The 23,310-nt window shown below is 69.8% G+C and carries 19 protein-coding genes; 10 read left to right on the forward strand and 9 right to left on the reverse strand.

Going from position 1 to position 23,310, the window contains the following annotated elements; translation table 11 throughout:
- Positions 1-37: 37 nt before the first annotated feature.
- Both Q9R08_RS07240 and Q9R08_RS07245 read left to right on the forward strand, forming a co-directional pair.
- Positions 38-760, forward strand: coding sequence for an alanine racemase C-terminal domain-containing protein (locus Q9R08_RS07240; protein ID WP_308867218.1), 723 nt, complete (start codon positions 38-40; stop codon positions 758-760).
- On the forward strand, positions 757-1,800 hold the full coding sequence (locus Q9R08_RS07245) for an alanine racemase (protein ID WP_308867220.1): 1,044 nt from the start codon (positions 757-759) through the stop codon (positions 1,798-1,800). The genes Q9R08_RS07240 and Q9R08_RS07245 overlap by 4 nt, the downstream gene beginning before the upstream one ends.
- Positions 1,801-1,873: 73 nt before the next feature.
- Here Q9R08_RS07245 and Q9R08_RS07250 read toward each other — a convergent pair whose 3' ends face one another.
- Positions 1,874-2,092, reverse strand: coding sequence for a DUF7455 domain-containing protein (locus Q9R08_RS07250; protein ID WP_194415370.1), 219 nt, complete (start codon positions 2,090-2,092; stop codon positions 1,874-1,876).
- A 168-nt stretch (positions 2,093-2,260) separates the two neighbouring features.
- Between Q9R08_RS07250 and Q9R08_RS07255 the strand changes: the two genes are divergently transcribed.
- Entirely contained in the window at positions 2,261-4,342 is a 2,082-nt protein-coding gene (locus tag Q9R08_RS07255; protein WP_308867221.1) for a DNA gyrase/topoisomerase IV subunit B, read from the forward strand.
- A 123-nt stretch (positions 4,343-4,465) separates the two neighbouring features.
- Here Q9R08_RS07255 and Q9R08_RS07260 read toward each other — a convergent pair whose 3' ends face one another.
- Positions 4,466-6,925 (reverse strand): DNA gyrase/topoisomerase IV subunit A, encoded by a 2,460-nt coding sequence (locus Q9R08_RS07260; RefSeq protein WP_308867222.1) that lies wholly within the window; start codon positions 6,923-6,925, stop codon positions 4,466-4,468.
- Between the two features lie 66 nt (positions 6,926-6,991).
- Here Q9R08_RS07260 and Q9R08_RS07265 point away from each other — a divergent pair, with 66 nt between their 5' ends.
- Positions 6,992-8,107 carry an alkaline phosphatase family protein gene (locus tag Q9R08_RS07265; protein ID WP_308867223.1) on the forward strand — a complete coding sequence of 372 codons (1,116 nt, stop codon included), beginning with the start codon at positions 6,992-6,994 and terminating at the stop codon, positions 8,105-8,107.
- A 57-nt stretch (positions 8,108-8,164) separates the two neighbouring features.
- Here the strand turns inward: Q9R08_RS07265 and sepH are convergent, their stop codons facing one another.
- Positions 8,165-9,208, reverse strand: a complete 1,044-nt coding sequence (gene sepH, locus Q9R08_RS07270) for a septation protein SepH (RefSeq protein WP_308867224.1) — start codon at positions 9,206-9,208, stop codon at positions 8,165-8,167.
- A gap of 262 nt (positions 9,209-9,470) precedes the next feature.
- Between sepH and Q9R08_RS07275 the strand changes: the two genes are divergently transcribed.
- On the forward strand, positions 9,471-9,764 hold the full coding sequence (locus Q9R08_RS07275; RefSeq protein WP_308867225.1) for a DUF4193 domain-containing protein: 294 nt from the start codon (positions 9,471-9,473) through the stop codon (positions 9,762-9,764).
- Here Q9R08_RS07275 and Q9R08_RS07280 read toward each other — a convergent pair.
- Positions 9,739-10,242 carry a DUF3093 domain-containing protein gene (locus tag Q9R08_RS07280; RefSeq protein WP_308867226.1) on the reverse strand — a complete coding sequence of 168 codons (504 nt, stop codon included), beginning with the start codon at positions 10,240-10,242 and terminating at the stop codon, positions 9,739-9,741. The genes Q9R08_RS07275 and Q9R08_RS07280 overlap by 26 nt on opposite strands.
- Positions 10,243-10,254: 12 nt before the next feature.
- On the opposite strand from Q9R08_RS07280, the gene dut reads away from it, so the two are divergent.
- From dut to dxs, 5 genes are all read left to right on the forward strand, one after another.
- Positions 10,255-10,707, forward strand: coding sequence for a dUTP diphosphatase (gene dut / locus Q9R08_RS07285; protein WP_308867227.1), 453 nt, complete (start codon positions 10,255-10,257; stop codon positions 10,705-10,707).
- Positions 10,704-11,303 (forward strand): DUF3710 domain-containing protein, encoded by a 600-nt coding sequence (locus Q9R08_RS07290; protein WP_308867229.1) that lies wholly within the window; start codon positions 10,704-10,706, stop codon positions 11,301-11,303. Before dut ends, Q9R08_RS07290 begins: the two co-directional genes overlap by 4 nt.
- Positions 11,300-12,097 carry a DUF3159 domain-containing protein gene (locus Q9R08_RS07295; RefSeq protein WP_418001322.1) on the forward strand — a complete coding sequence of 266 codons (798 nt, stop codon included), beginning with the start codon at positions 11,300-11,302 and terminating at the stop codon, positions 12,095-12,097. The genes Q9R08_RS07290 and Q9R08_RS07295 overlap by 4 nt, the downstream gene beginning before the upstream one ends.
- A 133-nt stretch (positions 12,098-12,230) precedes the next feature.
- Positions 12,231-15,059 (forward strand): aconitate hydratase AcnA, encoded by a 2,829-nt coding sequence (acnA, locus tag Q9R08_RS07300; RefSeq protein WP_308867230.1) that lies wholly within the window; start codon positions 12,231-12,233, stop codon positions 15,057-15,059.
- Positions 15,060-15,156: 97 nt separating this feature from the next.
- Entirely contained in the window at positions 15,157-17,133 is a 1,977-nt protein-coding gene (gene dxs / locus Q9R08_RS07305) for a 1-deoxy-D-xylulose-5-phosphate synthase (protein WP_308867231.1), read from the forward strand.
- On the opposite strand, the gene Q9R08_RS07310 is transcribed toward dxs, so the two are convergent.
- The 5 genes from Q9R08_RS07310 to Q9R08_RS07330 all read right to left on the reverse strand — a co-directional run bounded on the left by Q9R08_RS07310 (position 17,130) and on the right by Q9R08_RS07330 (position 23,289).
- Positions 17,130-17,840 (reverse strand): SPFH domain-containing protein, encoded by a 711-nt coding sequence (locus tag Q9R08_RS07310; protein WP_308867232.1) that lies wholly within the window; start codon positions 17,838-17,840, stop codon positions 17,130-17,132. The two genes, dxs and Q9R08_RS07310, sit on opposite strands and share 4 nt — an antisense overlap.
- Before the next feature lie 236 nt (positions 17,841-18,076).
- A complete protein-coding gene (locus tag Q9R08_RS07315) occupies positions 18,077-20,221 on the reverse strand; it encodes a 3-hydroxyacyl-CoA dehydrogenase NAD-binding domain-containing protein (RefSeq protein WP_308867233.1) in 2,145 nt (714 codons plus the stop codon).
- Between the two features lie 7 nt (positions 20,222-20,228).
- Positions 20,229-21,434, reverse strand: coding sequence for a thiolase family protein (locus tag Q9R08_RS07320; RefSeq protein ID WP_308867234.1), 1,206 nt, complete (start codon positions 21,432-21,434; stop codon positions 20,229-20,231).
- A gap of 72 nt (positions 21,435-21,506) precedes the next feature.
- A complete protein-coding gene (locus Q9R08_RS07325) occupies positions 21,507-22,706 on the reverse strand; it encodes a ribonuclease D (protein WP_308867235.1) in 1,200 nt (399 codons plus the stop codon).
- Complete coding sequence (locus tag Q9R08_RS07330; RefSeq protein ID WP_308867236.1) at positions 22,699-23,289, reverse strand: DUF3000 domain-containing protein; 591 nt, start codon at positions 23,287-23,289, stop codon at positions 22,699-22,701. The genes Q9R08_RS07325 and Q9R08_RS07330 overlap by 8 nt, the downstream gene beginning before the upstream one ends.
- Between the last annotated feature and the right edge of the window lie 21 nt (positions 23,290-23,310).

Raw genomic sequence — 23,310 nt, forward strand, 5'->3', positions numbered from 1 at the left:
CGGGATCGGGTGCGGGGGACCCCGATAGTCTAGAGGCGTGAGTTCCTCGATCCCTGGGCGCGGCGTGCCCGCGCCGGGATCGGGTCCCCGCAGCGGCCCGGTCGCCCGGATCTCGCGGGGCGCGCTCACCGCGAACGCCCGTGCCGCCTGGGAGCGCGGCATCCGCTCGTTCGCTCCGTCGGTGTTCGAGGCGGATGCCTGGGGCCACGGCGCTGCTCTCGTGCGCGAAGTTCTCGAGTCGGAGGGCTTCGTCACGGCGGAAGCGTCGGTCGTCACCGCCGCCGAGGGACCCGCCGTCGCGCGACCGGCGACGACGCTCACTCCGTCGCCACTGTTCGGACTCCCCGGCGCCGGCACGTCCGCAACACCTGCCATGCGCCTCACCGGCACGGTGCTGTCGGTCAAGGACCTCCGCGCAGGCGAGGGCGTGTCGTACGGCTACGCCTACCGGGCCACCGCCGAGACCCGCATCGCGCTCGTGACGGGCGGCTACGCCCAGGGCATCGTGCGCGGGCTGGGCGGGGCCGTCGATGTCGCCGTGGAAGGCCGACGGCACCCCATCGTCGGGCGTGTCGCCATGGACGTCTGCGTCGTGGAGATCTCGGATGCCGCCGTCCGGCGCGGCGACGAGGTGCTGTTCCTCGGCGATCCTGTGCGCGGCGAGCCGTCGCTCGAGAGCTGGGTGCGGGCGACCGGACTCAGCGAGGGAGAGCTCGTCACGATGGTGGGCCTTCGCGCGGTCCGCGAGGAGGCTGCGTGACGGCGCGGCTGCACGTCGATCTGGCGGCGCTGACCGACAACATCGCGCGAGTGCGCGAGACCGTCGCGCCGGCCGAGCTCATGCTCGTCGTCAAGGACGACGCCTACGGCCACGGGCTGCACGCAGTCGTGAACACGGCTACCCGTGCCGGGGTGAGGTGGTTCGGGGCGTTCGACGTACGGACGGGAACCGCCGTGCGTGCCGCTGCCGGCGACGCGGTCCGCATCTTCACCTGGATCGCCGCGTCGCCCGACGACCTGCGTGCCGCCATCACGGCGCAGCTCGACCTCGGCATCGGTGACGCCGAACTCCTGGAGGAGCTGGCGGATGCCGCCTCCGACGCCGGCGCCACACCTCGCGTGCATCTCAAGATCGACACCGGACTTCACCGCAACGGCGTCCGCCCGGAGGAATGGAGCGCCTTCGTCGCAAGGGCCGCCGCGCTGCAGGCCGCCGGTCGGATCGACGTCGTGGGTGTCTGGAGCCACATCGCCGAAGCCTCGGACGCCGAGGACGACGACGCGCGCGCCGTGTTCGAGCGGGCACTGCAGCAGGCGGAGTCCGCCGGCATCCTCCCCGGGGTCCGGCATCTGGCTGCCAGCGCCGCGTCGTTCGCTCGGCCCGAGTTCCGGTACGACATGGTGCGGGTCGGCGCGTTCTGCTACGGCATCCGATCCGCGGGCGGGCCGTCGGCCGCCAAGCTCGGACTGCGCACGATCGCCCGGCTCGAAGCCGAGGTGGTCGCCGTGCAGGAGGAAACGGTGCGGATCGACATCGGTGCGTTCGACGGTCTGCCGAGTTCGCTGAGCGGTCGCGCGATGGTCGGCACGCCCGCCGGTGCGCGAAGGCTCGGCCCGCTGGGCGGTGTGCAGTCGCTCGTCGAGACGTGGACGGATGCCGAGGTCGGAGACGTCGTCACCATCTACGGTCCCGGCCGCTCCGGTGAGGGGACGGCGACCGACCTCGCCGAGCTCATCGGCACGATCGGCGAAGAGATCGCGGTGAGGATCTCGCCGCTGATCCCGCGCGTCTACACGTGAAAGCCCCGTGAGACGCGCGGCGTCTCACGGGGCGGTCGTCAGGGGGCTGCGGAGCAGCGGACCTCGGAGGGCCTTATTCCGCCAGCCGGGCCGTCTCGTCGTGCCACGAGGTCGCGATGCTGCGGAGCTTCTCTTCGTACTTGCGGCCGTGGTGGGCGCAGAAGAGCAGTTCGCTGCCGTTGACCTCGGCGGCGATGTAGGCCTGGGCGCCGCAGGAATCGCAGCGGTCCACCGCGGTCAGGCGGTACTCGAGGACGGCGCCGGGCTCTGTGGGTGTCGATAGCGTGGTCATTTCGGTGCCTCCTCGTATATGTAGAACTCTTGGGCCGTGATGAGATACAACCACGGGGATGTTTCGAGAATGCCGCGAACAGGCGACATTTCGCTGAGCGCGTAGCGCTGCTCGGCGTGGAGCGTGTCTGCGCAGCCGTGTCAGGCGCGCGGATTACGATGGGAGACTGTGACCGCCGAGTATTCTGCCCATCATCTCCAGGTGCTCGAAGGGCTCGAGGCGGTCCGCAAGCGCCCGGGCATGTACATCGGCTCCACCGACTCCCGCGGCCTCATGCACTGCCTGTGGGAGATCATCGACAACTCGGTCGACGAGGCCCTGGCCGGGCACGGCACCCGCATCGACATCGTGCTGCACGCCGACGGCAGCGTCGAGGTGCGCGACCGCGCACGCGGCATCCCCGTCGACATCGAGCCGCGCACCGGGCTGTCGGGCGTCGAGGTCGTCTTCACGAAGCTGCACGCGGGCGGCAAGTTCGGCGGCGGATCGTACGCGGCGTCGGGCGGCCTGCACGGTGTCGGCGCCTCCGTGGTGAACGCCCTGTCGGAGCGCCTCGATGTCGAGGTCGACCGCGGCGGCAAGACGTGGGCGATGTCGTTCCACCGCGGCGAGCCGGGCATCTTCTCCAACGGCAGCCCCGACTCCGCGTTCACACCGTTCGAGCAGCGCAGCGAGCTGCGGGTGGCCGGCCGCGCGGCGAAGGGCGTGACGGGAACGCGCATCCGCTACTGGGCAGACCCGCAGATCTTCACCAAGGACGCCGCGTTCAACCTGCAGGAGCTCGAGCAGCGCGCGCGGCAGACCGCCTTCCTCGTCCCCGGCCTCGAGATCGTCATTCGCGACGAGCGCCCCGGCACCGAGTCCGGGGAGCCGGTCGAGACCAGCTACCGCTTCGACGGCGGCATCTCCGAGTTCGCCGACTTCCTCGCGCCCGACGCCGGGATCACCGACACCTGGCGCCTGACCGGGAGCGGCAGCTTCACCGAGACCGTCCCGGTGCTGCAGCCGTCCGGTGCGATGGTGCCCACCGAGGTCGAGCGCGAATGCCACGTCGACGTCGCCGTCAGGTGGGGAACGGGCTACGAGACCGTGTCGCGCTCGTTCGTCAACATCATCGCCACGCCCAAGGGCGGCACGCACCAGCAGGGATTCGAGCAGGGCCTCATGAAGGTCCTCCGCGATCAGGTCACGCAGAACGCAAGGCGCCTCAAGGTCGGCAACGACAAGATCGAGAAGGACGACATCCTCGCCGGACTCACCGCGGTGCTCACCGTGCGGGTGCCCGAGCCGCAGTTCGAGGGTCAGACGAAGGAGGTGCTCGGCACTCCCGCCGTGCGCCAGATCGTCTCGAACGTCGTCATCCGCGAGCTCGCCGCACGCTTCAGCTCGTCCAAGCGCGACGACAAAGCGCAGACCAGCCTCCTGCTCGACAAGGTCGTCTCCGAGATGAAGGCGCGCATCTCCGCGCGCACGCACAAAGAGACGCAGCGTCGCAAGAACGCCCTCGAGTCGTCGTCGCTTCCGGCGAAGCTGGCCGACTGTCGGTCGAACGATGTTGCGGAGTCGGAGCTCTTCATCGTCGAGGGTGATTCCGCCCTCGGCACCGCCAAGCTCGCGCGCAACAGCGAGTTCCAGGCGCTGCTGCCGATCCGCGGCAAGATCCTCAACGTGCAGAAGGCCTCGATCAGCGACATGCTGTCGAACGCCGAGTGCGCGGCGATCATCCAGGTGATCGGCGCCGGCTCGGGTCGCTCGTTCGACCTCGAGGCGGCCCGCTACGGCAAGATCATCCTGATGAGCGACGCCGACGTCGACGGGGCGCACATCCGCACCCTGCTGCTCACCCTGTTCTTCCGCTACATGCGGCCGCTCATCGACGAGGGGCGCGTGTACGCCGCCGTGCCGCCGCTGCACCGCGTCGTCGTGATGAACCCCGGGACCAAGCCGAACGACACCATCTACACGTACTCCGAGGCTGAGCTGCACGGCCTGCTCACCAAGCTCGGCAAGGCGGGCAAGCGCTGGCAGGAGCCGGTGCAGCGCTACAAGGGCCTCGGCGAGATGGATGCCGACCAGCTGGCGACGACGACCATGGACCGTGCCGGCCGCACGCTGCGCCGCGTGCGGATGCAGGATGCCGAGGCTGCGGCATCCGTCTTCGAGCTGCTCATGGGCAACGACGTCGCCCCGCGCAAGGAGTTCATCATCGACTCCAGCGACCGGCTCGAGCGGGAGCGCATCGACGCGTGACGCCTGGCCGACCCAGGACCGTGCCGGCGAGCGACGATGCTCGTCGCGTCGAGACCGCATAGCGGGCAACCCCCGCGAGAGCCGTGCTCGCCTCGCCCCAGCGGGCGGGAGAGCCGGCTCGGCTCAGCGGATGCCGGTGCCGACCGCGCCGACGACGCCGTCGAGAGCGGTCCCCGACGCGTCGCGCTTCGCGCCCGCAGCAGGCAACGCGCGGACCGCCCCGTCGGAGCCGATGGCACGCGGATCCGTGCCCACCCAGGCGATCGTGAGCGCGTCCTCGCCGCGGAGGAAGCGATGGGCGCGTACACCGCCGGTCGCGCGCCCCTTGGCGGGGAACTCGCTGAAGAGCGACACCTTGGCGCTGCCGGCGTCGGTGCCCGGAAGCGCGGTGGTCGAGCCGGCGATCGTCACCACGACCGCGTCGAACTCGGACGGCCCGACGACGTCGAAGGCGATGACCTGCGCGCCGTCGGTGAGCCGGATCCCGGCCATACCGCCGGCGGAGCGGCCCTGCGGGCGCACCGACGACGCGTCGAAGCGCAGGAGCTGGGAATCGCTCGCGACGAACACCAGCTCGGCGCCGTCGGAGGCCGGTGCGGCGCCGACGACCCGATCGCCGTCCTTGAGCGCGATGATCTCGATGTCGTGCTTGCTGCCGAGCTCACTCGCAGCGACCCGCTTGACCACCCCCTGCGCCGTGCCGACGGCGATCGGCGGGGCGTCGGCGAGCGGGACCAGGGCGACGACGTGCTCGCCGCCGCTCAGTCCGAGGTACTGATCGGCGCGCGTGCCGGCGCCCAACTGCACCGAGTTGCCGGGGACCGAGGGCAGGTCGACGGGGGAGAGGCGCACCAGGCGGCCCAGGCTCGTCACCGCGCCGATGTCGCCGCGGGTCGTCGCGTCCACCGAGGAGCGGATCGCGTCGTGCTTCGACCGGCGTGCCGGCGGCACGACGCCGCCACCGGGCGCATCGGCGACCAGCTCGGCGCGGACCATGCGTCCGGTGGCCGAGAGGAAGACCCGACACGGGGCGTCCGCGATCTGGAGGTCGGCAGCCGCTGCGGCGGCGCGTGAGCGCGGCTGCACCGGGCCGCCGTTGAGGAGGAGGGTGCGCCGCGGGGTTCCGAACGCCTCGGCGGCGGCATCCAGTTCCTGGGCGACCTGCGCGCGCAGCAGCACGTCGCTGCCGAGCAGCTCTTCGAGCTGGGCGATCTCCTTCTTGAGGTTGTCGCGCTCCGCCTCGAGCTCGATGCGGGAGAACTTCGTCAGCCGGCGCAGTCGCAGCTCGAGGATGTATTCGGACTGCGCCTCCGACAGATCGAAGACGCTCATCAGACGCTGGCGCGCCTGCTCGCCGTCGTCGGAGGTGCGGATGACCTGGATGACCTCGTCGATGTCGAGGATCGCGATGAGGAGACCTTCGACCAGGTGCAGTCGCTCCTGGCGCCGGGCGAGCCGGTAGCGGCTGCGGCGCGTGACGACGCTGATGCGGTGGTCGAGGTAGACGCGCAGGAGTTCCCGGAGCCCGAGCGTCTGCGGCTGGCCTTCGACGAGGGCGACGTTGTTGATGCTGAACGAGTCCTCGAGCGGCGTCAGCCGGTAGAGGTGGTCGAGCACCGCCTGCGGGTCGAAACCGGTCTTGATGCCGATGACCAGACGCAGGCCGTGGTGGCGGTCGGTGAGGTCGTTGACGTCCGCGATGCCCTGCAGCTTCTTGGCAGTGACCGCGTCCTTGATCTTCTCGATCACGCGCTCCGGGCCGACGAGGTAGGGCAGCTCGGTGACGATGAGGCCGGTGCGGCGCGGACCGAGCGACTCGATCGACACTTTCGCCCGGGTGCGGAAGCTGCCGCGCCCGTTCGTGTACGCGTCCTTGATGCCGTCGAGACCGACGATGATGCCGCCACCGGGAAGGTCAGGACCGGGCACGAACTCCATGAGCTCTTCGACGGTGGCCTCGGGGTTGTCGAGCAGATGCGTGGCAGCACCCACGACCTCGATGAGGTTGTGCGGCGCCATGTTCGTCGCCATGCCGACGGCGATGCCGGTCGTGCCGTTGACGAGCAGGTTGGGGAAGGCGGCCGGCAGCACTTCGGGCTGCTGGAACTGTCCGTCGTAGTTGGGGATGAAGTCGACGACGTCCTCGTCGAGATTCTCGGTGAGCGCAAGCGCCGGAGGGGCGAGACGGGCCTCGGTGTAGCGAGGGGCCGCGGGCCCGTCGTCGAGCGAGCCGAAGTTGCCGTGTCCGTCGACCAGGGGCACGCGCAGCGAGAACGGCTGCGCGAGCCGCACGAGTGCGTCGTAGATGGGCGCGTCGCCGTGCGGGTGCAGCTTTCCCATCACCTCGCCGACGACGCGGGCGCTCTTGACGTGGCCGCGGTCGGGGCGCAGGCCCATGTCGGCCATCTGGAAGAGGATGCGCCGCTGCACCGGCTTCAGCCCGTCGCGCGCGTCGGGGAGCGCGCGCGAATAGATCACCGAGTAGGCGTACTCGAGGAACGACGTCTGCATCTCGGACGAGACGTCGACGTCCTCGATGCGTCCGTGGTCGGCGGGTGAGGAATCGGTGCGGGAAGCGGGCATGTGTCGATGAAGCCTCGGGTGACGGCGGGAGCGGTGGGGCAGCCGCGGTGTGCGAGACTGGCCCCGATGTCCCTCAGCCTACCCGCGGACCCGCCGCGCGCCCGGAGCCTCACCCGTGTCGTGCCCCAGATGTCGGCGGCGCTGAACGGCGGATCGGAGTGGTTCGCACCGGCGCGGAGCGCGATCGTGTGGGTCATCGACGGCCTGGGCGTTTCGAACCTCGCGGCGCGCGCCGGGCACGCGCGATTCCTCAGCGAGGCGCGGACGAAGCGGGACACCGCACGCACCGTGTTCCCCTCGACCACGGCTGCCGCTCTGACCAGTCTGCTCACCGGCGCCCTGCCGGGGGAGCACGGCATCGTCGGCTACCGCGCCCGGGTTCCCGGCACCGACGACGTCGTCAACATGCTGCGCGGGTGGGACACCGATGGCCTTCCACTGTCGTTCCAGCGCGCAGCGCCACTGTCGGCCACGCTCGGCCGGCCGTTCTTCGCCGTGTCGCGCAACGAGTACGCGCGCACCGGATTCACGGCCGCGACGCTCGGCGAAGCCGAGTTCCACGGAGCGGACGACCTCGACGAACGCGTGCGCGTCGCCGCCGACCTGGCGGCGCGGCATCCGGGCTCGCTCGTCTATCTGTACGCGGCCGATCTCGACGCCGTGGGACACAAGCGCGGCTGGGAGTCCGACGAGTGGGTGGCTGCTCTGGAACGGGTCGACGCCGCAGCCCGCACGCTGGCCGCATCGATTGACCGCGGCACCGGCGTCGTCGTCACCTCCGATCACGGCATGATCGACGTCCCCCGGCACCGCCACATCCTGCTCGACGAGACCGGCGAGCTCCTCGACGGGGTCCGCCTCATCGGCGGCGAGCCGCGCATGCTGCAGCTGTATACCGAGGCCGGGCAGGCCGACGCCGTGCTCGCGCGGTGGCGCGAGGCGGAGGCATCCCGCTCCTGGGTCTTCTCCCGCGCCGAGCTGGAGGCGTCGGGACTCATGGGGGCTGTCGACCCGGAGGTCGGCGCCCGGATCGGCGACGTGATCGTCGCCCCGCGCGCCGGAATCGCGTACTACGACGATCGCCTCGCCGACAAGGCACCGCAGAAGATGGTGGGACAGCACGGCTCGCTCACCGATGAGGAGCGGGTCGTGCCGCTCATCCGGCTCGGCGCGTTCGCCTGATCTCGATGGCGTCGGCGCACTTCGTGCAGCGTCGCACTCGACCGGGCGGACCCGGCGTCAGTCGTCGGAACGGGCGCCGAAGACGATCTCATCCCACGAGGGCATCGAGGTGCGCCCCTTGCGGCGACCCGCCTCCGCCACCGCGGCGGGAGTGGGCGCCTGATAGTCGGATGCCGGCGGCTCGTCGTCGGCTGGTGCCTCGTCGTAGCCCGGTTCTAGGGCGTCGAACAGTGCGACCGGCGCCGAGGAGCGCTGCGGTGCGGCCACTTCTTCGGCGCCCGGCAGCGGCTCGCGCTGACCGCGGCGACGGCGCAGCGCCTCGAGAAGGTCGGCGGTCTCGGCCGACGTGACGACGCTGGGCTCGCTGGCGCGCTTGATCGCCGCCTCCTGGACGGCGGGAGCGGCAGGCGAGGGGATGTCCGGCGATTCGATGTCGGCGTCCGGGAGCCGTCGTGGTCCGAAGGCGCCGCTGTCGAAGCGCGAGTCGTCCTTGGCCGGCGCGCTGTCCAGTGCCCGCAGGCGCGGGATCAGCCCTTCGGGGAGCGACCCTTGGCGGGAGAGCTGGATCGCGTCGGAGTTCAGCGGCGACAGGGTGCTGCGACGCGGGTCGAAGCCCCAGCGGGCATCGTGTCCGATGTCGTTGGCCGTGAACTCGAGCTTGACCGTCCAGCCGGTGGGCGCCTTCCAGCTGGTCCATCGTTCGCCGATCGCGCCCGCCTCGGCGAGCTTGGCGCGCACGGCGGAGCCGAAGGTGGTCTGTCCGTCGCCCTCGAAGTCGCCGCCGAGAAGCACCGGAACCGCCAGCGCCTGTCCGACGACGTGCTCGCGCTCGGCCAGCACGGGTCCTTCGAAGCGCACCACGTCCTCGACGCGCGCGCCGAGGAGCTCGGCGACCTCGCGGGCGGACAGCCCGGAGCGGATGTGCGCCTGGATCTCACGCGGACTCGCGCGCGGCGCTTGAACGTCGCCGCCGCGGTCGCGCCGCGCCTTGCGCAGCTCGACCCGCAGCACATCGTCGACATCGAGCGAGAATCTCTCGCCGGACTCGGTCGCCAGGATGAGCTTGTCGTCCTCGGTTCCGATGACCTTGAGCTGTTCCATGCGAACGCCCCTTACTTTTCCCTTGGGCTCACGGCTGTACTTCCCCGTCGGGCTGATGGCAGCCGATGCTGCCTGATCCGCCCCATCGTGTCACAGCGAAGTGCGCTGGCCGGGAATATACGGCGCGTGCCGCGAGTTTCACGCGAACGCACGTGGTGGACACCGCCGGACGCATTTGCGAAAAGGGGAACCGTCGTGCAAACTATCGCCGCCCGCAAGGGCGAGCGCAACCCGCGATACCCGGAAGTTGAGACGTTCACGCATGGCCACCGATTACGACGCCCCCCGCAAGACCGAGGACGACAGCGAGTCGATCGAAGCGCTCAAGGAGCGCGTTCCCGACAAGCTCTCGGGCTCGGTCGATGCGGAGGATGCCGACAACCCGTCGGGCTTCGAGCTGCCCGGTGCCGACCTCTCGGACCTCGAGCTCGACGTCGTCGTTCTCCCGCCCCAGGAGGATGAGTTCACCTGCTCGAACTGCTTCCTCGTGAAGCACCGCTCGCAGCTCGATCACGAGACGGCCGACGGCCCTATCTGCGCGGAGTGCTCCGCGTGATCTGAGCCCGCCGCACAGCGGCGGACAGTCGATCCGGCGTCCGCGAGGAGATTACCCACGCGGTCGTCGGGTCGTCGACATCGGTCACCGGGATGACGACGAGTCCGTCGATCCCGCCGCGGATCAGATGCCACGACCGCGGGTCGAGACCCGCACCGCGCGCGTGCCGCGCATCGTCGCCGACGTGCACCACGGGCGCACCGAGGAACTCGACGCCGATATGAGCACGTCCCGCCCGCAGCTCACCGTCGCGGACCTCGACCACCGGGGCCGCGGCGATGAGCAGTGCGATCAGCAGCACCCCCACGCAGATGCCCACGACGAGAGCGATCGTGGTGTCGATCGGCGTGAGGACGAGGGCCGCCATGGGGGCAGCGACTGCTGCTGCGACGAGGATCCACAGGGAGGGTCCGAGCCGCTCCCGGTAGCCGTCGGTGCGGCCGCTTCGAGCATCGGCGTGACGCATGGAGTTCTGCATTACCCTCGTTGGGTGACTGAAACGGTGGACGTCCCCATTATCGCCCCCGACGTCCCGGTGTACGCACACCCCGGAGACGCCGGAGCCGACCTCGTCGCCGCCGAGGAGGTACGGCTCGAACCCGGCGCTCGCGCGCTCGTCGGCACCGGCGTGCGCATCGCGCTGCCCGAGGGATACGTCGCCTTCGTCGTGCCCCGCAGCGGCCTCGCAGCCAAGCACGGCATCACGATCGTCAACGCCCCCGGCACCATCGACGCGGGCTACCGCGGCGAGATCAAGGTCATCCTCCTCAACACCGACCGCGAGCACGCGCACGACATCTCGGTGGGCGACCGCATCGCCCAGCTCATCGTCATGCCGGTGCCTCGCGCCGTATTCATCCCCGTGGAGCATCTGCCCGACAGCGTGCGCGGCGAGGGCGGCTTCGGCTCCACGGGCTACCAGAAGGACGGAGTCCTCGCATGACCGACCCCTCATCCGCCGACGGACCGCGCAAGGTCGCGCCCGAGGACCGCGCCACCACCGGCCCGTTCGACGAGTCCGAAGCCAACCCGGTGCGGCCGTACATCGACCTCGGCGGCATCAAGATCCTTCCGCGCGAAGGCCTGAACCTGCGACTCGAGGTCGAGGAGCAGACGAAGCGCATCGTCGCCGTCGGACTGGACTACTCGGGCTCGACGCTGCAGGTTCAGCCGTTCGCCGCGCCCCGCTCGGCGGGGCTCTGGGCGGAGACGCGCGAGCAGATCCGTCAGCAGATCCGCCAGCAGGGCGGCCGCGTCGAGGAGCGCGAGGGCCCGCTCGGCCCCGAGCTGCTCGCCGAGGTTCCCGTCGTCGCCGGTCCCGACGGCACCGCGGGCAAGCGTCTCGCGCGCTTCGTCGGCGTCGACGGACCCCGTTGGTTCCTCCGCGGTGTCATCGGCGGCGCGGCGACAGCCGACGTCGAGGCGGCCGCGGCCGTCGAGGATCTGTTCCGGTCGATCGTCGTCGTCCGCGGCGGATCGCCCATGCCGCCGCGCGATCTCATCCCGCTGCGCATGCCGGCCACGCCGGGCTCGGCGTGAGCGACAGCCCGCGGCCCGACGACCAGGATCCGGAGCGAACGGCGAAAGCTCCCGCCGACGGGGGGAGCTCTCCCATCGACGAGACCGAGACGCCGGCGTCCGCATCCGAGGTGCTCGGCGCGGCTCTCGGCAGTGCTGCACGGCGCGCCGGGCTCGACCCCGCGGAGGGCCGCAGCACCGGTCACGTCGTGTGGACGGCGATGGGCGGCTGGCGCGGCATCCTGGAATCCGTCCTTCCGGGCATCGTGTTCCTGGTGGCATGGACCCTCACATACGACAGCGAGACGCGGACGGGCAACCTGCCGCTGAGCCTCGGGCTGTCGGTCGGCCTGGCCGCGGTGTTCACGATCGTGAGGCTCATCCAGCGGCAGTCCGCGAGCGCCGCGATCGGCGGTCTGATCGCGGCTGCCGCGGCGGCGGGTCTGTCGCTCTGGACGGGCAGGGGAGAGGACAGCTTCATCCCGGGCTTCCTGACGAACACGATCTACGGAACGGCGTTCCTCGTGTCGGCGCTCGTGGGGTGGCCGCTCATCGGTCTCGCGGTCGGATTCCTGATGGGCGAGGGCACCGCGTGGCGCGCCGATCGGCGCAAGCGCCGGGTGTTCTTCTGGCTGTCGCTCGCATGGGCCTCTCTGTTCGCGCTGCGCCTCATCGTGCAGGTGCCGCTCTACTTCGCGGGCGACGTGACGGCGCTGGGCACGCTCAAGCTGGTGATGGGGCTGCCGCTGTTCGCGCCGCTGGTCGCGGTCACGTGGCTCGCCGTGCGAGCGCTCTACCCTCGCGCGCCGAAGTGATACATTTATCTTGACATCAAGATAGTTTTCCCTCGATCCGTTAGGTCGACCTCACTAGCCGCGGGCTTCGGGGCGGGGGAAGATGGGGATGCCGGACTCCGGCACGATCCCGCCGCCGACGAAGGAGACAGACGTGTCCACGGTTGACAGCTTCGGTGCGAAGAGCACCCTGACGGTCGGCAGCACCGACTACGAGATCTTCCGCATCGACACGGTCGCGGGCTACGAGAAGCTCCCGTTCAGCCTCAAGGTGCTGCTCGAGAACCTGCTGCGCACCGAGGACGGCGCGAACGTCACCAAGCAGCAGATCGAGGCTCTCGGGTCGTGGGATGCCGCAGCCGAGCCGAACACCGAGATCCAGTTCACGCCCGCTCGCGTCGTGATGCAGGACTTCACCGGCGTTCCCTGCATCGTCGATCTCGCCACCATGCGCGAGGCGGTCACGGCGCTCGGCGGCGACCCGACGAAGATCAACCCGCTGTCGCCGGCCGAGATGGTCATCGACCACTCGGTGATCGCCGACCTCTTCGGCACCGAGAACGCCCTCGAGCGCAACGTCGAGATCGAGTACGAGCGCAACGGCGAGCGGTACCAGTTCCTGCGCTGGGGCCAGACGGCCTTCGACGACTTCAAGGTGGTCCCGCCGGGCACCGGCATCGTCCATCAGGTGAACATCGAGCACCTGGCCAAGGTCATCTACGACCGCACTGTCGGCGGTGTCCTGCGCGCCTACCCTGACACCTGCGTCGGCACCGACTCGCACACGACGATGGTCAACGGACTCGGCGTCCTGGGCTGGGGCGTGGGCGGCATCGAGGCGGAGGCGGCCATGCTCGGCCAGCCGGTGTCGATGCTCATCCCCAAGGTCGTGGGCTTCAAGCTCTCGGGCGCCATCCCGACCGGCGTGACCGCCACCGATGTCGTGCTGACCATCACCGACATGCTGCGCAAGCACGGCGTGGTCGGCAAGTTCGTCGAGTTCTACGGCGAGGGTGTGGCCTCGGTGCCGCTCGCCAACCGCGCGACCATCGGCAACATGAGCCCGGAGTTCGGCTCGACCGCCGCGATGTTCCCGATCGACAGCGTGACCGTCGACTACCTGCGCCTCACCGGCCGTGACGAGCAGCAGCTCGCACTGGTCGAGGCGTACGCGAAGGAGCAGACGCTCTGGCACGACCCCTCTCGCGAGCCGGTCTTCAGCGAGTACATGGAGCTGGACCTGTCGACGGTCGTCCCGTCGATCGCCGGTCCCAAGCGCCCGCAGGACCGCATCGTCCTCTCGCAGGCGAAGCAGCAGTTCGAGAGCGACCTCACCAACTACGCGGAGGTCGACCACGATCTGGTCGATCTCGAGGGCTCGGAGTCGTTCCCGGCGTCCGACCCGCCCGGAAACTCGCCCGAGGACGAGTACAGCCTCCACGAGCACCACCATCACAGCCACGCGCCGGCGACGGCGTCGAAGCCGACCCCGGTGACGCTGGAGGGCGGCGAGAAGTTCGTGCTCGATCACGGCGCCGTGACGATCGCCGCGATCACGTCGTGCACGAACACGTCGAACCCGTCGGTCATGCTCGCTGCCGGCCTGCTGGCCCGCAACGCGGTGAAGAAGGGCCTCAAGGCCAAGCCGTGGGTCAAGACCACGCTGGCTCCGGGCTCGAAGGTCGTCACCGACTACTACGAGAAGGCCGGTCTGACCAAGGACCTCGAAGACCTCGGGTTCTTCACGGTGGGCTACGGCTGCACCACGTGCATCGGCAACTCGGGCCCGCTCATCGAGGAGGTCTCGGCGGCGATCAACGAGAACGACCTCGCCGTGACGGCCGTCCTCTCGGGCAACCGCAACTTCGAGGGCCGCATCAACCCCGACGTCAAGATGAACTACCTCGCGAGCCCGCCGCTCGTGATCGCGTACTCGCTCGCCGGGTCGATGAACTTCGACTTCGAAACCGACGCCCTGGGCAAGGACCAGAACGGCGAGGACGTCTTCCTGAAGGACATCTGGCCGGACGCCTCGGAGGTCCAGGCGACCATCGACTCGTCCATCAACCAGGAGATGTTCACCAAGCAGTACGCCACCGTGTTCGCCGGCGACGACCGCTGGCGCAACCTGCCGACGCCCACCGGCGACGTGTTCGAGTGGGACGAGGCATCGACCTACGTGCGCAAGCCCCCGTACTTCGACGGCATGACGATGGAGCTCACCCCGGTCAGCGACATCCACGGCGCACGTGTCATGGCCACTCTCGGCGACTCGGTCACGACCGACCACATCAGCCCGGCCGGAAACATCAAGGCCGAGAGCCCCGCGGGCAAGTACCTCGCCGAGCACGGCGTGGATCGCAAGGACTTCAACTCGTACGGCTCGCGCCGTGGCAACCACGAGGTCATGATCCGCGGAACGTTCGCGAACATCCGCCTGAAGAACGAGCTGGTCGCCGCGGTCAACGACGGCCAGATCGTGGAGGGCGGCTTCACGCGCGACTTCACGCAGGAGGGCGGCCCGCAGTCGTACATCTACGACGCGAGCCAGAACTACCAGGCGCAGGGCACCCCGCTCGTGGTCTTCGGCGGCAAGGAGTACGGCTCGGGCTCGTCGCGTGACTGGGCCGCCAAGGGCACGAGTCTGCTGGGCGTGAAGGCCGTCATCACCGAGAGCTTCGAGCGCATCCACCGCTCGAACCTCATCGGCATGGGCGTCGTCCCGCTGCAGTTCCCGGCCGGCGAGAGCTGGAAGTCGCTCGGACTCGACGGCACCGAGATCGTCTCGATCGAGGGCCTCGAGCAGCTCAACGAGGGTGTCACGCCCAAGACCGTGCGCGTCACGGCGGAGCCGAGCGAGTTCTCGCCCGCGGGCAAGCAGACGGTCGCCTTCGACGCGGTCGTCCGCATCGACACGCCCGGTGAGGCCGACTACTACCGCAACGGCGGCATCCTGCAGTACGTGCTGCGTTCGCTGGTCTGACAGCTGATTCACGGGGGACCGGATGCCGCGGCATCCGGTCCCCCTTCATGCCCCGGGTAGACTTGCAGAGCCCTTCCCGGGCCGGAAAGGAGCGGGGATGTCGCTGCTGTCGTCCATCACCGGACCCCGCGACCTCGACGGACTGACCACCGATCAGCTCGAGCAGCTCGCGAGCGAGGTCCGCGGCTTCCTCGTCGAGAACGTCGCACGCACGGGAGGCCACCTCGGCCCCAACCTCGGCGTCGTCGAGCTGACGATCGCACTGCATCGGGTCTTCGACTCGCCGAACGACCCGATGATCTTCGACACCGGCCACCAGTCCTACGTGCACAAGCTGCTGACCGGACGCCAGGACTTCACGAATCTGCGCGCCCGCAACGGCCTCGCCGGCTATCCGCAGCGGTCGGAGAGCGCGCACGACGTCGTCGAGTCGTCGCATGCGTCGAGCTCCCTGAGCTGGGCCGACGGCGTCTCGCGCGCCCTGACCCGCACCGGGCGCAAGGACCGGCACGTCGTGGCCGTCGTGGGCGACGGCGCCCTGACCGGCGGCATGACGTGGGAGGCGCTCAACAACATCTCCGACGACAACGACCGCAACCTGGTGATCGTCGTCAACGACAACGGCCGCTCGTACGCGCCGACGATCGGCGGCATGGCCCGCTACCTCAACCGCGTCCGCACGGCGGAGTCCTACCGCACGCTGCACCGCGGCTCCGACGACTTGTTCCGCAAGCTGGGTCCCGCCGCACGCGCCGTCTATCGCGGGGTTCGCGGAGGCACGCACGGCTTCCTCTCCCGGTTCACCAACAACGCGGCCCTCTACTCGAACCTCGACATCAAGTACCTCGGCCCCGTCGACGGTCACGACCTGCCGACGCTGATCGAGACCCTCGAGCTCGCGAAGTCGTACGGCGCTCCCGTCATCGTCCACGCCATCACCGAGAAGGGCCGCGGCTATGCCCCGGCTCTGGAGGACGAGGCCGACCAGTTCCATGCGGTCGGCAAGATCGACCCCATCACGGGGGAGTCGCTCGGTGCGACCGGCGGTCTCGCGTGGACCGACGTCTTCGCCGACGAGCTCGTCTGCGTGGGCGATGCGCGCGACGACGTGATCGCGATGACGGCGGCGATGCTGCGCCCGACCGGGCTGCTGCCGTTCGCCCAGCGGTTCCCCGACCGCGTGTACGACGTCGGCATCGCCGAGCAGCACGCCGTCGCCTCGGCGGCCGGTCTCGCCTTCGGCGGGCTGCACCCGGTCGTCGCGATCTATGCGACGTTCATGAACCGCGCGTTCGACCAGGTGCTGATGGATGTCGCCCTCCATCGCGCCGGCGTCACCTTCGTGCTGGACCGCGCCGGGGTCACCGGACCCGATGGGCCGAGCCATCACGGCATCTGGGATCTGGCCATGCTGCAGCTCGTGCCGAACATCCGCATCGCCGTGCCCCGCGACGGGGAGCGCCTGCGTGAGGAGCTGCAGGAGGCGGTCGCCGTCGACGACGGCCCCACCGTGATCCGCTTCCCGAAGGGCGTCGTCAGCCCCGAGCTCCCGGCGCTGGAGCGCCTCGATGACGGCGTCGACGTGCTGGTGCGCTCCGACGCCCACGACGTGCTGCTCGTCGGCATCGGCCCCATGGCGCACATCGCCGTCGACGTGGCCGAGCGCCTGCGCGCACAGGGCATCGGCGCCACCGTCGTCGACCCGCGCTGGGCCGTGCCGGTGCAGCCGTCGGTCGTCGACCTCGCGGCATCCCACCGGCTCGTCATCACGATCGAGGACGGCATCCGCGTGGGCGGCATCGGCACCCGCGTCCGCCAGGTGCTGCGCGAGGCGGGCGTCGACACCGCAGTGGACGAACTGGGTGTGCCCGACGAGTTCATCGACCACGCGAGCCGTGAGCAGATCCTCGAGGATGCCGGGCTCACCGCGGCCAAGATCGCGCAGGACGTCGTGGCGCAGGTGCTCGGCACCCGCATCCCGGTCGCGCGCGGCGCCCAGAGCGGCGACCCGACGCCGACAGGTCAGATCCCGACGCTGCCGGATCTCGCTCGCAGCCGCGACGACCGGCGCTAGACCGACGAGAGGCGCGTCGCGAGGACGGATGCCGCGGCATCCCATTCCGCGCTCTGCGGGTCGGCAGGACGCGGCGTGATCGCCTGCGACAGCAGGTAGCCGTCGGTGAGTGCGTCGCCCGTGACGATCACGCGCAGCAGCTCGATGCCGCAGTCGGTGCGCACGAGGTCCGAGCAGGCGTCGACGACCCGCGGCGACAGGAGGTCGTTCGGCGGGAGCACGGCGCCGTCCAGCTGGTGCACGAGATCGCGCAGAGCCGCGCCCACGATGTTGCCCGCGCGTTCGCGCACATTGACGACGTCGAGCTCGAGCACACGAAGGTCGTGCCCCGACACGATCGGACGCCAATCGAACGAGGCATGCACCAGATGCTGATGCCCACTGGCAGCGGTGAGACTGCGGGCGGGCAGATCCGTCGACCGCGCGCGCACATCGACCAGCCGGTACCAGTAGAAGATCGGGAACGCGCCATGGGTGCCGGGCCGCAGCACCACCACCTCGCCGCGACCGTCGTCCGCGCCGCGGCTGCGACGGATGATCGGCTTGCCGTTGCGAGTGCGGATCGCGGTCGAACCCTCGTCGACCGTCACCAGGAACAGCTTCATGAGGGCGGGGACAACCACGAGCAGCGTCAACGCCGCGCCGCTGGTCTTGACCAGCACCCCCAGCGCGCTGCCGCTGAACATCCCCGAGATCACATCCAGCATCCGGACACCTCCCGTTCGCACCATCCGACAGGGACAGGATGCCCTGCGCAGAAGGGCTGCTGCGCCCTGGCGGCCCGAGGGCGCCGAGTGTTCATACGCCGGACGCGTCGCGTTCCGTGAGGCGAGCATCGCTGTTCGCAGCGCGGCCGCGACGAGCGGTCCGCGGCTCCCCGCGGACATGCGGAAGGGCGCATCCTCCGCAGAGGATGCGCCCTTCCATGAGCGGCTCGACCGTGTCAGCCGGCGATGCCCTTGATCACCGGGTGATGGAAGGTGTCACCGAACGCGCGCTCGGATGCGCCCTCACGATCGAGGTACGGCGATGCGCCGCCGTCAATGAACGGCCAGCCTGCGCCGAGGATGAGGCAGAGGTCGATGTCTTCCACCTCGGGCACCACACCGTCGTCGAGCATGATCTTGATCTCCTGCGCGAGACCGTCCTGCACCCGGGCCAGGATGGTCTCGGCCGACGCCGGCGACGAGCCCACGGCGGGCTTGAGCAGCTTCTCGGCGGCCTTGGTCCAGCCGGTGACACGGCCGCCGCGGTCCTTCTCGACGACCTCCGGCAGTTCCGCGAGCGCGTGGAAGTTCTCGTTCGCATAGAAGCGGTCGGGGAACGCGTGCACCATCGTGTCCTGGACGTGCGCGGCCACCTTCCAGCCGACGAGGTCGATGAGCTGGAACGGGCCCATCGGCAGCCCGAGAGGCGCGAACGCCTTCTCGACATCCGCCACCGCCGTGCCCTCGTAGACCGCGCGCGCAGCCTCGCCCATGACCTTCGCCAGCAGGCGGTTCACCACGAACCCCGGCGCGTCCGCGGTGAGCACCGCGTTCTTGCCCAAGTTGCGCGCGACCATGAACGCGGTCGACAGGGCGGCATCCGATGTCTGCGGCGTCTTCACGATCTCGATCAGCGGCATCACCGCGACCGGATTGAAGAAGTGGAAGCCGACGAGGCGCTCAGGGTGCGCGAGCTTCCCGCCGATCTCCTCGACGGACAGCGATGAGGTGTTGGTCGCGAGGATCGCGTCCTCGGCGACGATCTGCTCGATCTCGCCGAACACCTGCTGCTTGACGCCGACCTCCTCGAACACGGCCTCGATGACGAAGTCGCAGTCCGCGTACAGGCTCTTGTCGGTGGTTCCGGTCACGAGCGCGCGCAGCCGGTTGGCGGTGTCTCCGTCGAGGCGGCCCTTCGCCTCGAGCTTGCCGATCTCGTCGTGGATGTACGCGACGCCCTTGTCGACGCGCGCCTGATCCAGATCCGTGATGAGCACGGGCACCTGGAGCTTGCGCACGAACAGGAGGGCGAACTGGCTCGCCATCAGGCCGGCGCCGATGATCCCGACCTTCCCGACCTTCTTCGCCAGCTGCTTGTCGGGAGCGCCGACCGGGCGCTTGGCGCGCTTCTGCACCAGATCGAAGGCGTACATCGACGCCGCGAACTGGTCGCCGGTGACGAGCTGGGCCAGCGCCTCGTCCTCACGCGCGAAGCCCTCGGCCTTCGTGCCGCTCTTCGCCTTGTCGAGGAGCTCCAGCGCCGCGTACGGCGACTTCGGAACCGTGCCGATCTTGGACTCGAGCATGCCCCGGGCCATCTTGATCGCGATGGGCCACTTGGTGAGGCGCTCGATCTTGCCCGGCTCGTTCTTGCGGTCCACCTTGGTCTTGCCGGTCAGCACGCCGTCCGCCCAGGCCAGCGAGTCCTCGAGGTAGTTTGCCGCCGGGAAGATCGCGTCGACGATGCCGTACTCGAACGCCTGCTGCGGCTTCAGCATCCGGTTCTGCTTGAGCGGGTTGGAGATCACGACCTCGAGAGCGTTCTCGATGCCGATGAGGTTCGGAAGCAGGTACGCACCGCCCCAGCCCGGGATGATGCCGAGGAAGACCTCGGGCAGCGCGATCGCGGCGGCCGAGGCATCCACCGTCCGGTACGTCGAGTTGAGCGCGATCTCGAGCCCGCCGCCCAGCGCGAGGCCGTTCACGAAGGCGAACGTCGGGACGCCCAGCTCGGACAGCTTGCCGAACACCTTGTGGCCGAGCTGGGCAACCAGCCGCGCGTCGTCCTTCGAGCCGACCTTGCCGATGTCGGACAGGTCGGCACCGGCCGCGAGGATGTACTGCTTGCCGGTGATGCCGACCGCCTGGATCTCGCCGGCGGAGGCACGCGCCTTGAGGGCGTCGAGCGTCTCGCCGAGCTGGAACATCGTGGCGGGGCCGAGCGTGTTGGGCCGGGTGTGGTCCCGCCCGTTGTCGAGCGTGATCAGCGCCATGACCTTGCCGGAGGCGAGACGGATGTCGCGCACCCGCGACTGCGTGATCACCTCGCCCTCGGTGTCGGCGAGGATCGGGGAGAAGTCGATGTCGTCGTAGTTCGTCATGCCGCGATTACTTCCGCTTCTTTCCGTCGTAGAACGGGTTCTCCCAGATGACCGAGCCGCCCTGGCCGAGACCCACGCACATGGCAGTCAGTCCGTAGCGCACGTCCGGTCGCTCGGCGAACTGAGCCGCGAGCTGGATCATCAGTCGGACGCCCGACGCCGCGAGGGGGTGGCCGAGCGCGATCGCGCCGCCCCACTGGTTGACGCGCGGGTCGTCGTCGGCGATGCCGAAGTGATCGAGCAGCGAGATCACCTGGATCGCGAACGCCTCGTTCAGCTCGAACAGGCCGATGTCATCGATCTTCAGGCCGGCCTTCTTGAGCGCCTTCTCGGTCGAGGGGATCGGCCCGATGCCCATGATCTCGGGCTGCACGCCGGCGAAGGCGAACGAGACGAGCTTCATCTTCGGGCGCAGGCCGAGCTCCTTGACGGCGCCGCCACCTGCGAGGAGCGACATCGTCGCACCGTCGGTGAGCGGCGACGACGTGCCCGCAGTGACACGGCCGTGCGGCCGGAAGGGGGTCTTGAGGCCCGCGAGGTCCTCCATCGTCGTCTGCGGGCGACGACCCTCGTCCTCGGTCGCCAGGCCCCACGAGCCCTCGGCGTCCTTGATCGCGACCGACACGAGGTCGGGCTGGAACTTGCCGGCGTCGTACGCGGCCTGCGCCTTGTGCTGGCTCAGCATCCCGAAGCGGTCGGAGCGCTCCTTGGTGAGGTGCGGGAAGCGGTCGAAGATCCGCTCCGCGGTCACGCCCATGTTCAGCGCGCCGGGGTCGACCATCTTCTCCGCCACGAACCGCGGGTTGGGGTCGGCATTGCCACCGATCGGGTGGTGGCCCATGTGCTCGACGCCGCCCGCGAGGGCCACGTCGTACATGCCCACGCCGATGGAGCCGGCCATCGTGGTGACGCTCGTCATCGCGCCCGCGCACATGCGGTCGATCGCGAAGCCCGGGACGGTCTGGGGGAGCCCCGCGAGGATCGCGACGCTGCGGCCGAGGGTCAGTCCCTGGTCGCCCGTCTGCGACGTCGCGGCGATGGCGACGTCATCGATGCGGTCCTTCGGAACGCCCGGGTTGCGCTCCAGGAGTCCGATCGTCGCCTTGACGGCGAGGTCGTCCGCTCGGGTGTTCCAGTACATGCCTTTCTCGCCGGCGCGCCCGAACGGGGTGCGCATTCCATCGACGAAGAAGACGTCCGAAATCTCGGCCACTCTGCCTCCAAAAATAGGGATGCCGCCAGCCTAGGAGGGGCCGCGGAACGGCCGGAATCGGGTGGCGGAAACCTACGAAGCCGGTTCCGACGCCTCCGACACGGCTTGCACGGAACCCACAAAGGCATCGGCGATCACCTGTGCAGTCTGCGCAATCTGCCAGGGACGCGCACCGAGCACGGCGAGGGCGTCTCCGACGGTCTCCGCGGTCAGCGGCTGCGGGGGAGACCACGCGACCCGCCGCAGCAGCTCCGGCGTCAGGAGGTTCTCGGTCGGCATGTGCAGCTCTTCGGCGCGCTTCTCGACCACGGGACGGGCCGCCTTGAGGCGGGCGTCGGCCTCGGGGTTCCGGTCGACCCACGCGCGGGGCGGCGGCAGCGTGTCTCCGCCGGTGGCCCGCTCGAGAGGCAGCTGCGTCACGGCACGCCCCGCCTCGATCGCCGCCCACCATCGGTCGAGCTGCGAGCGGCTCGCGCGTCCGGTGAAGTCCTTCAGCGCCGCGAGGGCGCTCTTGGACGGCGGATCGGCGATCACGGCGGCGACGAGCGCGCGGTCGGGGACGAGCCGTCCGGGAGCGACATCCTCTTCGCGCGCGTACTCCTCGCGGGCGATCCACAGCTCGCGAGCGACCGCCAGCGCCTTCCGGCCACGCACGGTGTGGAGGCCCGAGAGCCGGCGCCAGGGTTCTTCGCGCTGGGGCTTGGGCTCGCGTTCGAGCACGGCGCGGAACTCCTCGGCGGCGAACTCCGTCTTGCCCTGCTCCACCAGCTCGTCGGCGAGCTTGTCACGCACGTCGACGAGGTGCTCCACATCGAGCGCTGCGTACTCCAGCCACGATTGCGGCAGCGGCCGGGTCGACCAGTCGGAAGCCGAGTGGGCCTTCGCGAGGGTGATGCCGAGCGTGTCCTCGACGACGGCGCCGAGGCCGACGCGCTCATGGCCCAGCAGGCGTGCCGCCAGCTCGGTGTCGAAGATGCTCGCCGGTTCCAGGCCGATCTCGCGCAGCGACGGCAGATCCTGACTCGCGGCGTGGAGCACCCATTCCTGGTCGCCGATGGCGGCCTGGAGCGCCCGGAAGTCGCCGATCGGCGGCGGATCGAAGAGGAACACGCCCGCGCCGCGGCGGAACACCTGCACCAGGTACGCACGCTGGGAGTAGCGGAAGCCCGACGCGCGCTCGACGTCGACGGCGACCGGACCCTCACCTGCGGCGAGACGCCGCGCCGTCTCCTCGACGCGCGCGAGCTCGTCGATCACGTCGTATTCAGCCACGCGGCGACCTGTGCGAACCGAGCATCGCGATCCCTTCCGAGCCGGGGGGAAGACCGGCCAGCATGCAAACCAACTCCGCCCATGCTTCCACGTGCGCAGCGATCGCGCCTTCCGGCGACCACGACGCACGCAATTCGATCTGCGCCCCATCGCCCTCGGCCGCCAGGGCGCCGAAGCCCTTGGAGAGCGTCTTGGTGGCGGTGCCGGATGCCGAGTGGAAGCCCGCGCCTCGCGACTCCAGTGCGTCGGTGAGCCACGTCCATGCGACATCGGCGAGGAGCGGATCGATGCCGATCTCGGGCTCCAGCGGCGCCTGCGCGAAACACACGATCCGCCACGGACCGTTCCAGGGGGCGGGTTCGTCGGGATCGTGCAGCAGCACGAGACGACCGGTGCCGTACGGAGAGTCCGTGTCATCGGGCGAGGAGCGCACATCGCCCGCGATCGCGATCGCGTCGGGCGCGAGTCCCTGGGGCGCAGCGATCTCCCGCACCGTCAGGTCTTCGCGGAAGCGGATGTCACGCACCGCCTGCGCGGCCTGCTCGAAGGCGCTCGATGCCGCGGGGGGACGCTGCTCAGCCACGCGGACAGACTAGAATCGTTC

This window comes from Microbacterium psychrotolerans, from assembly GCF_031085295.1.
In the GTDB taxonomy this organism is placed as follows: domain Bacteria; phylum Actinomycetota; class Actinomycetes; order Actinomycetales; family Microbacteriaceae; genus Microbacterium; species Microbacterium psychrotolerans.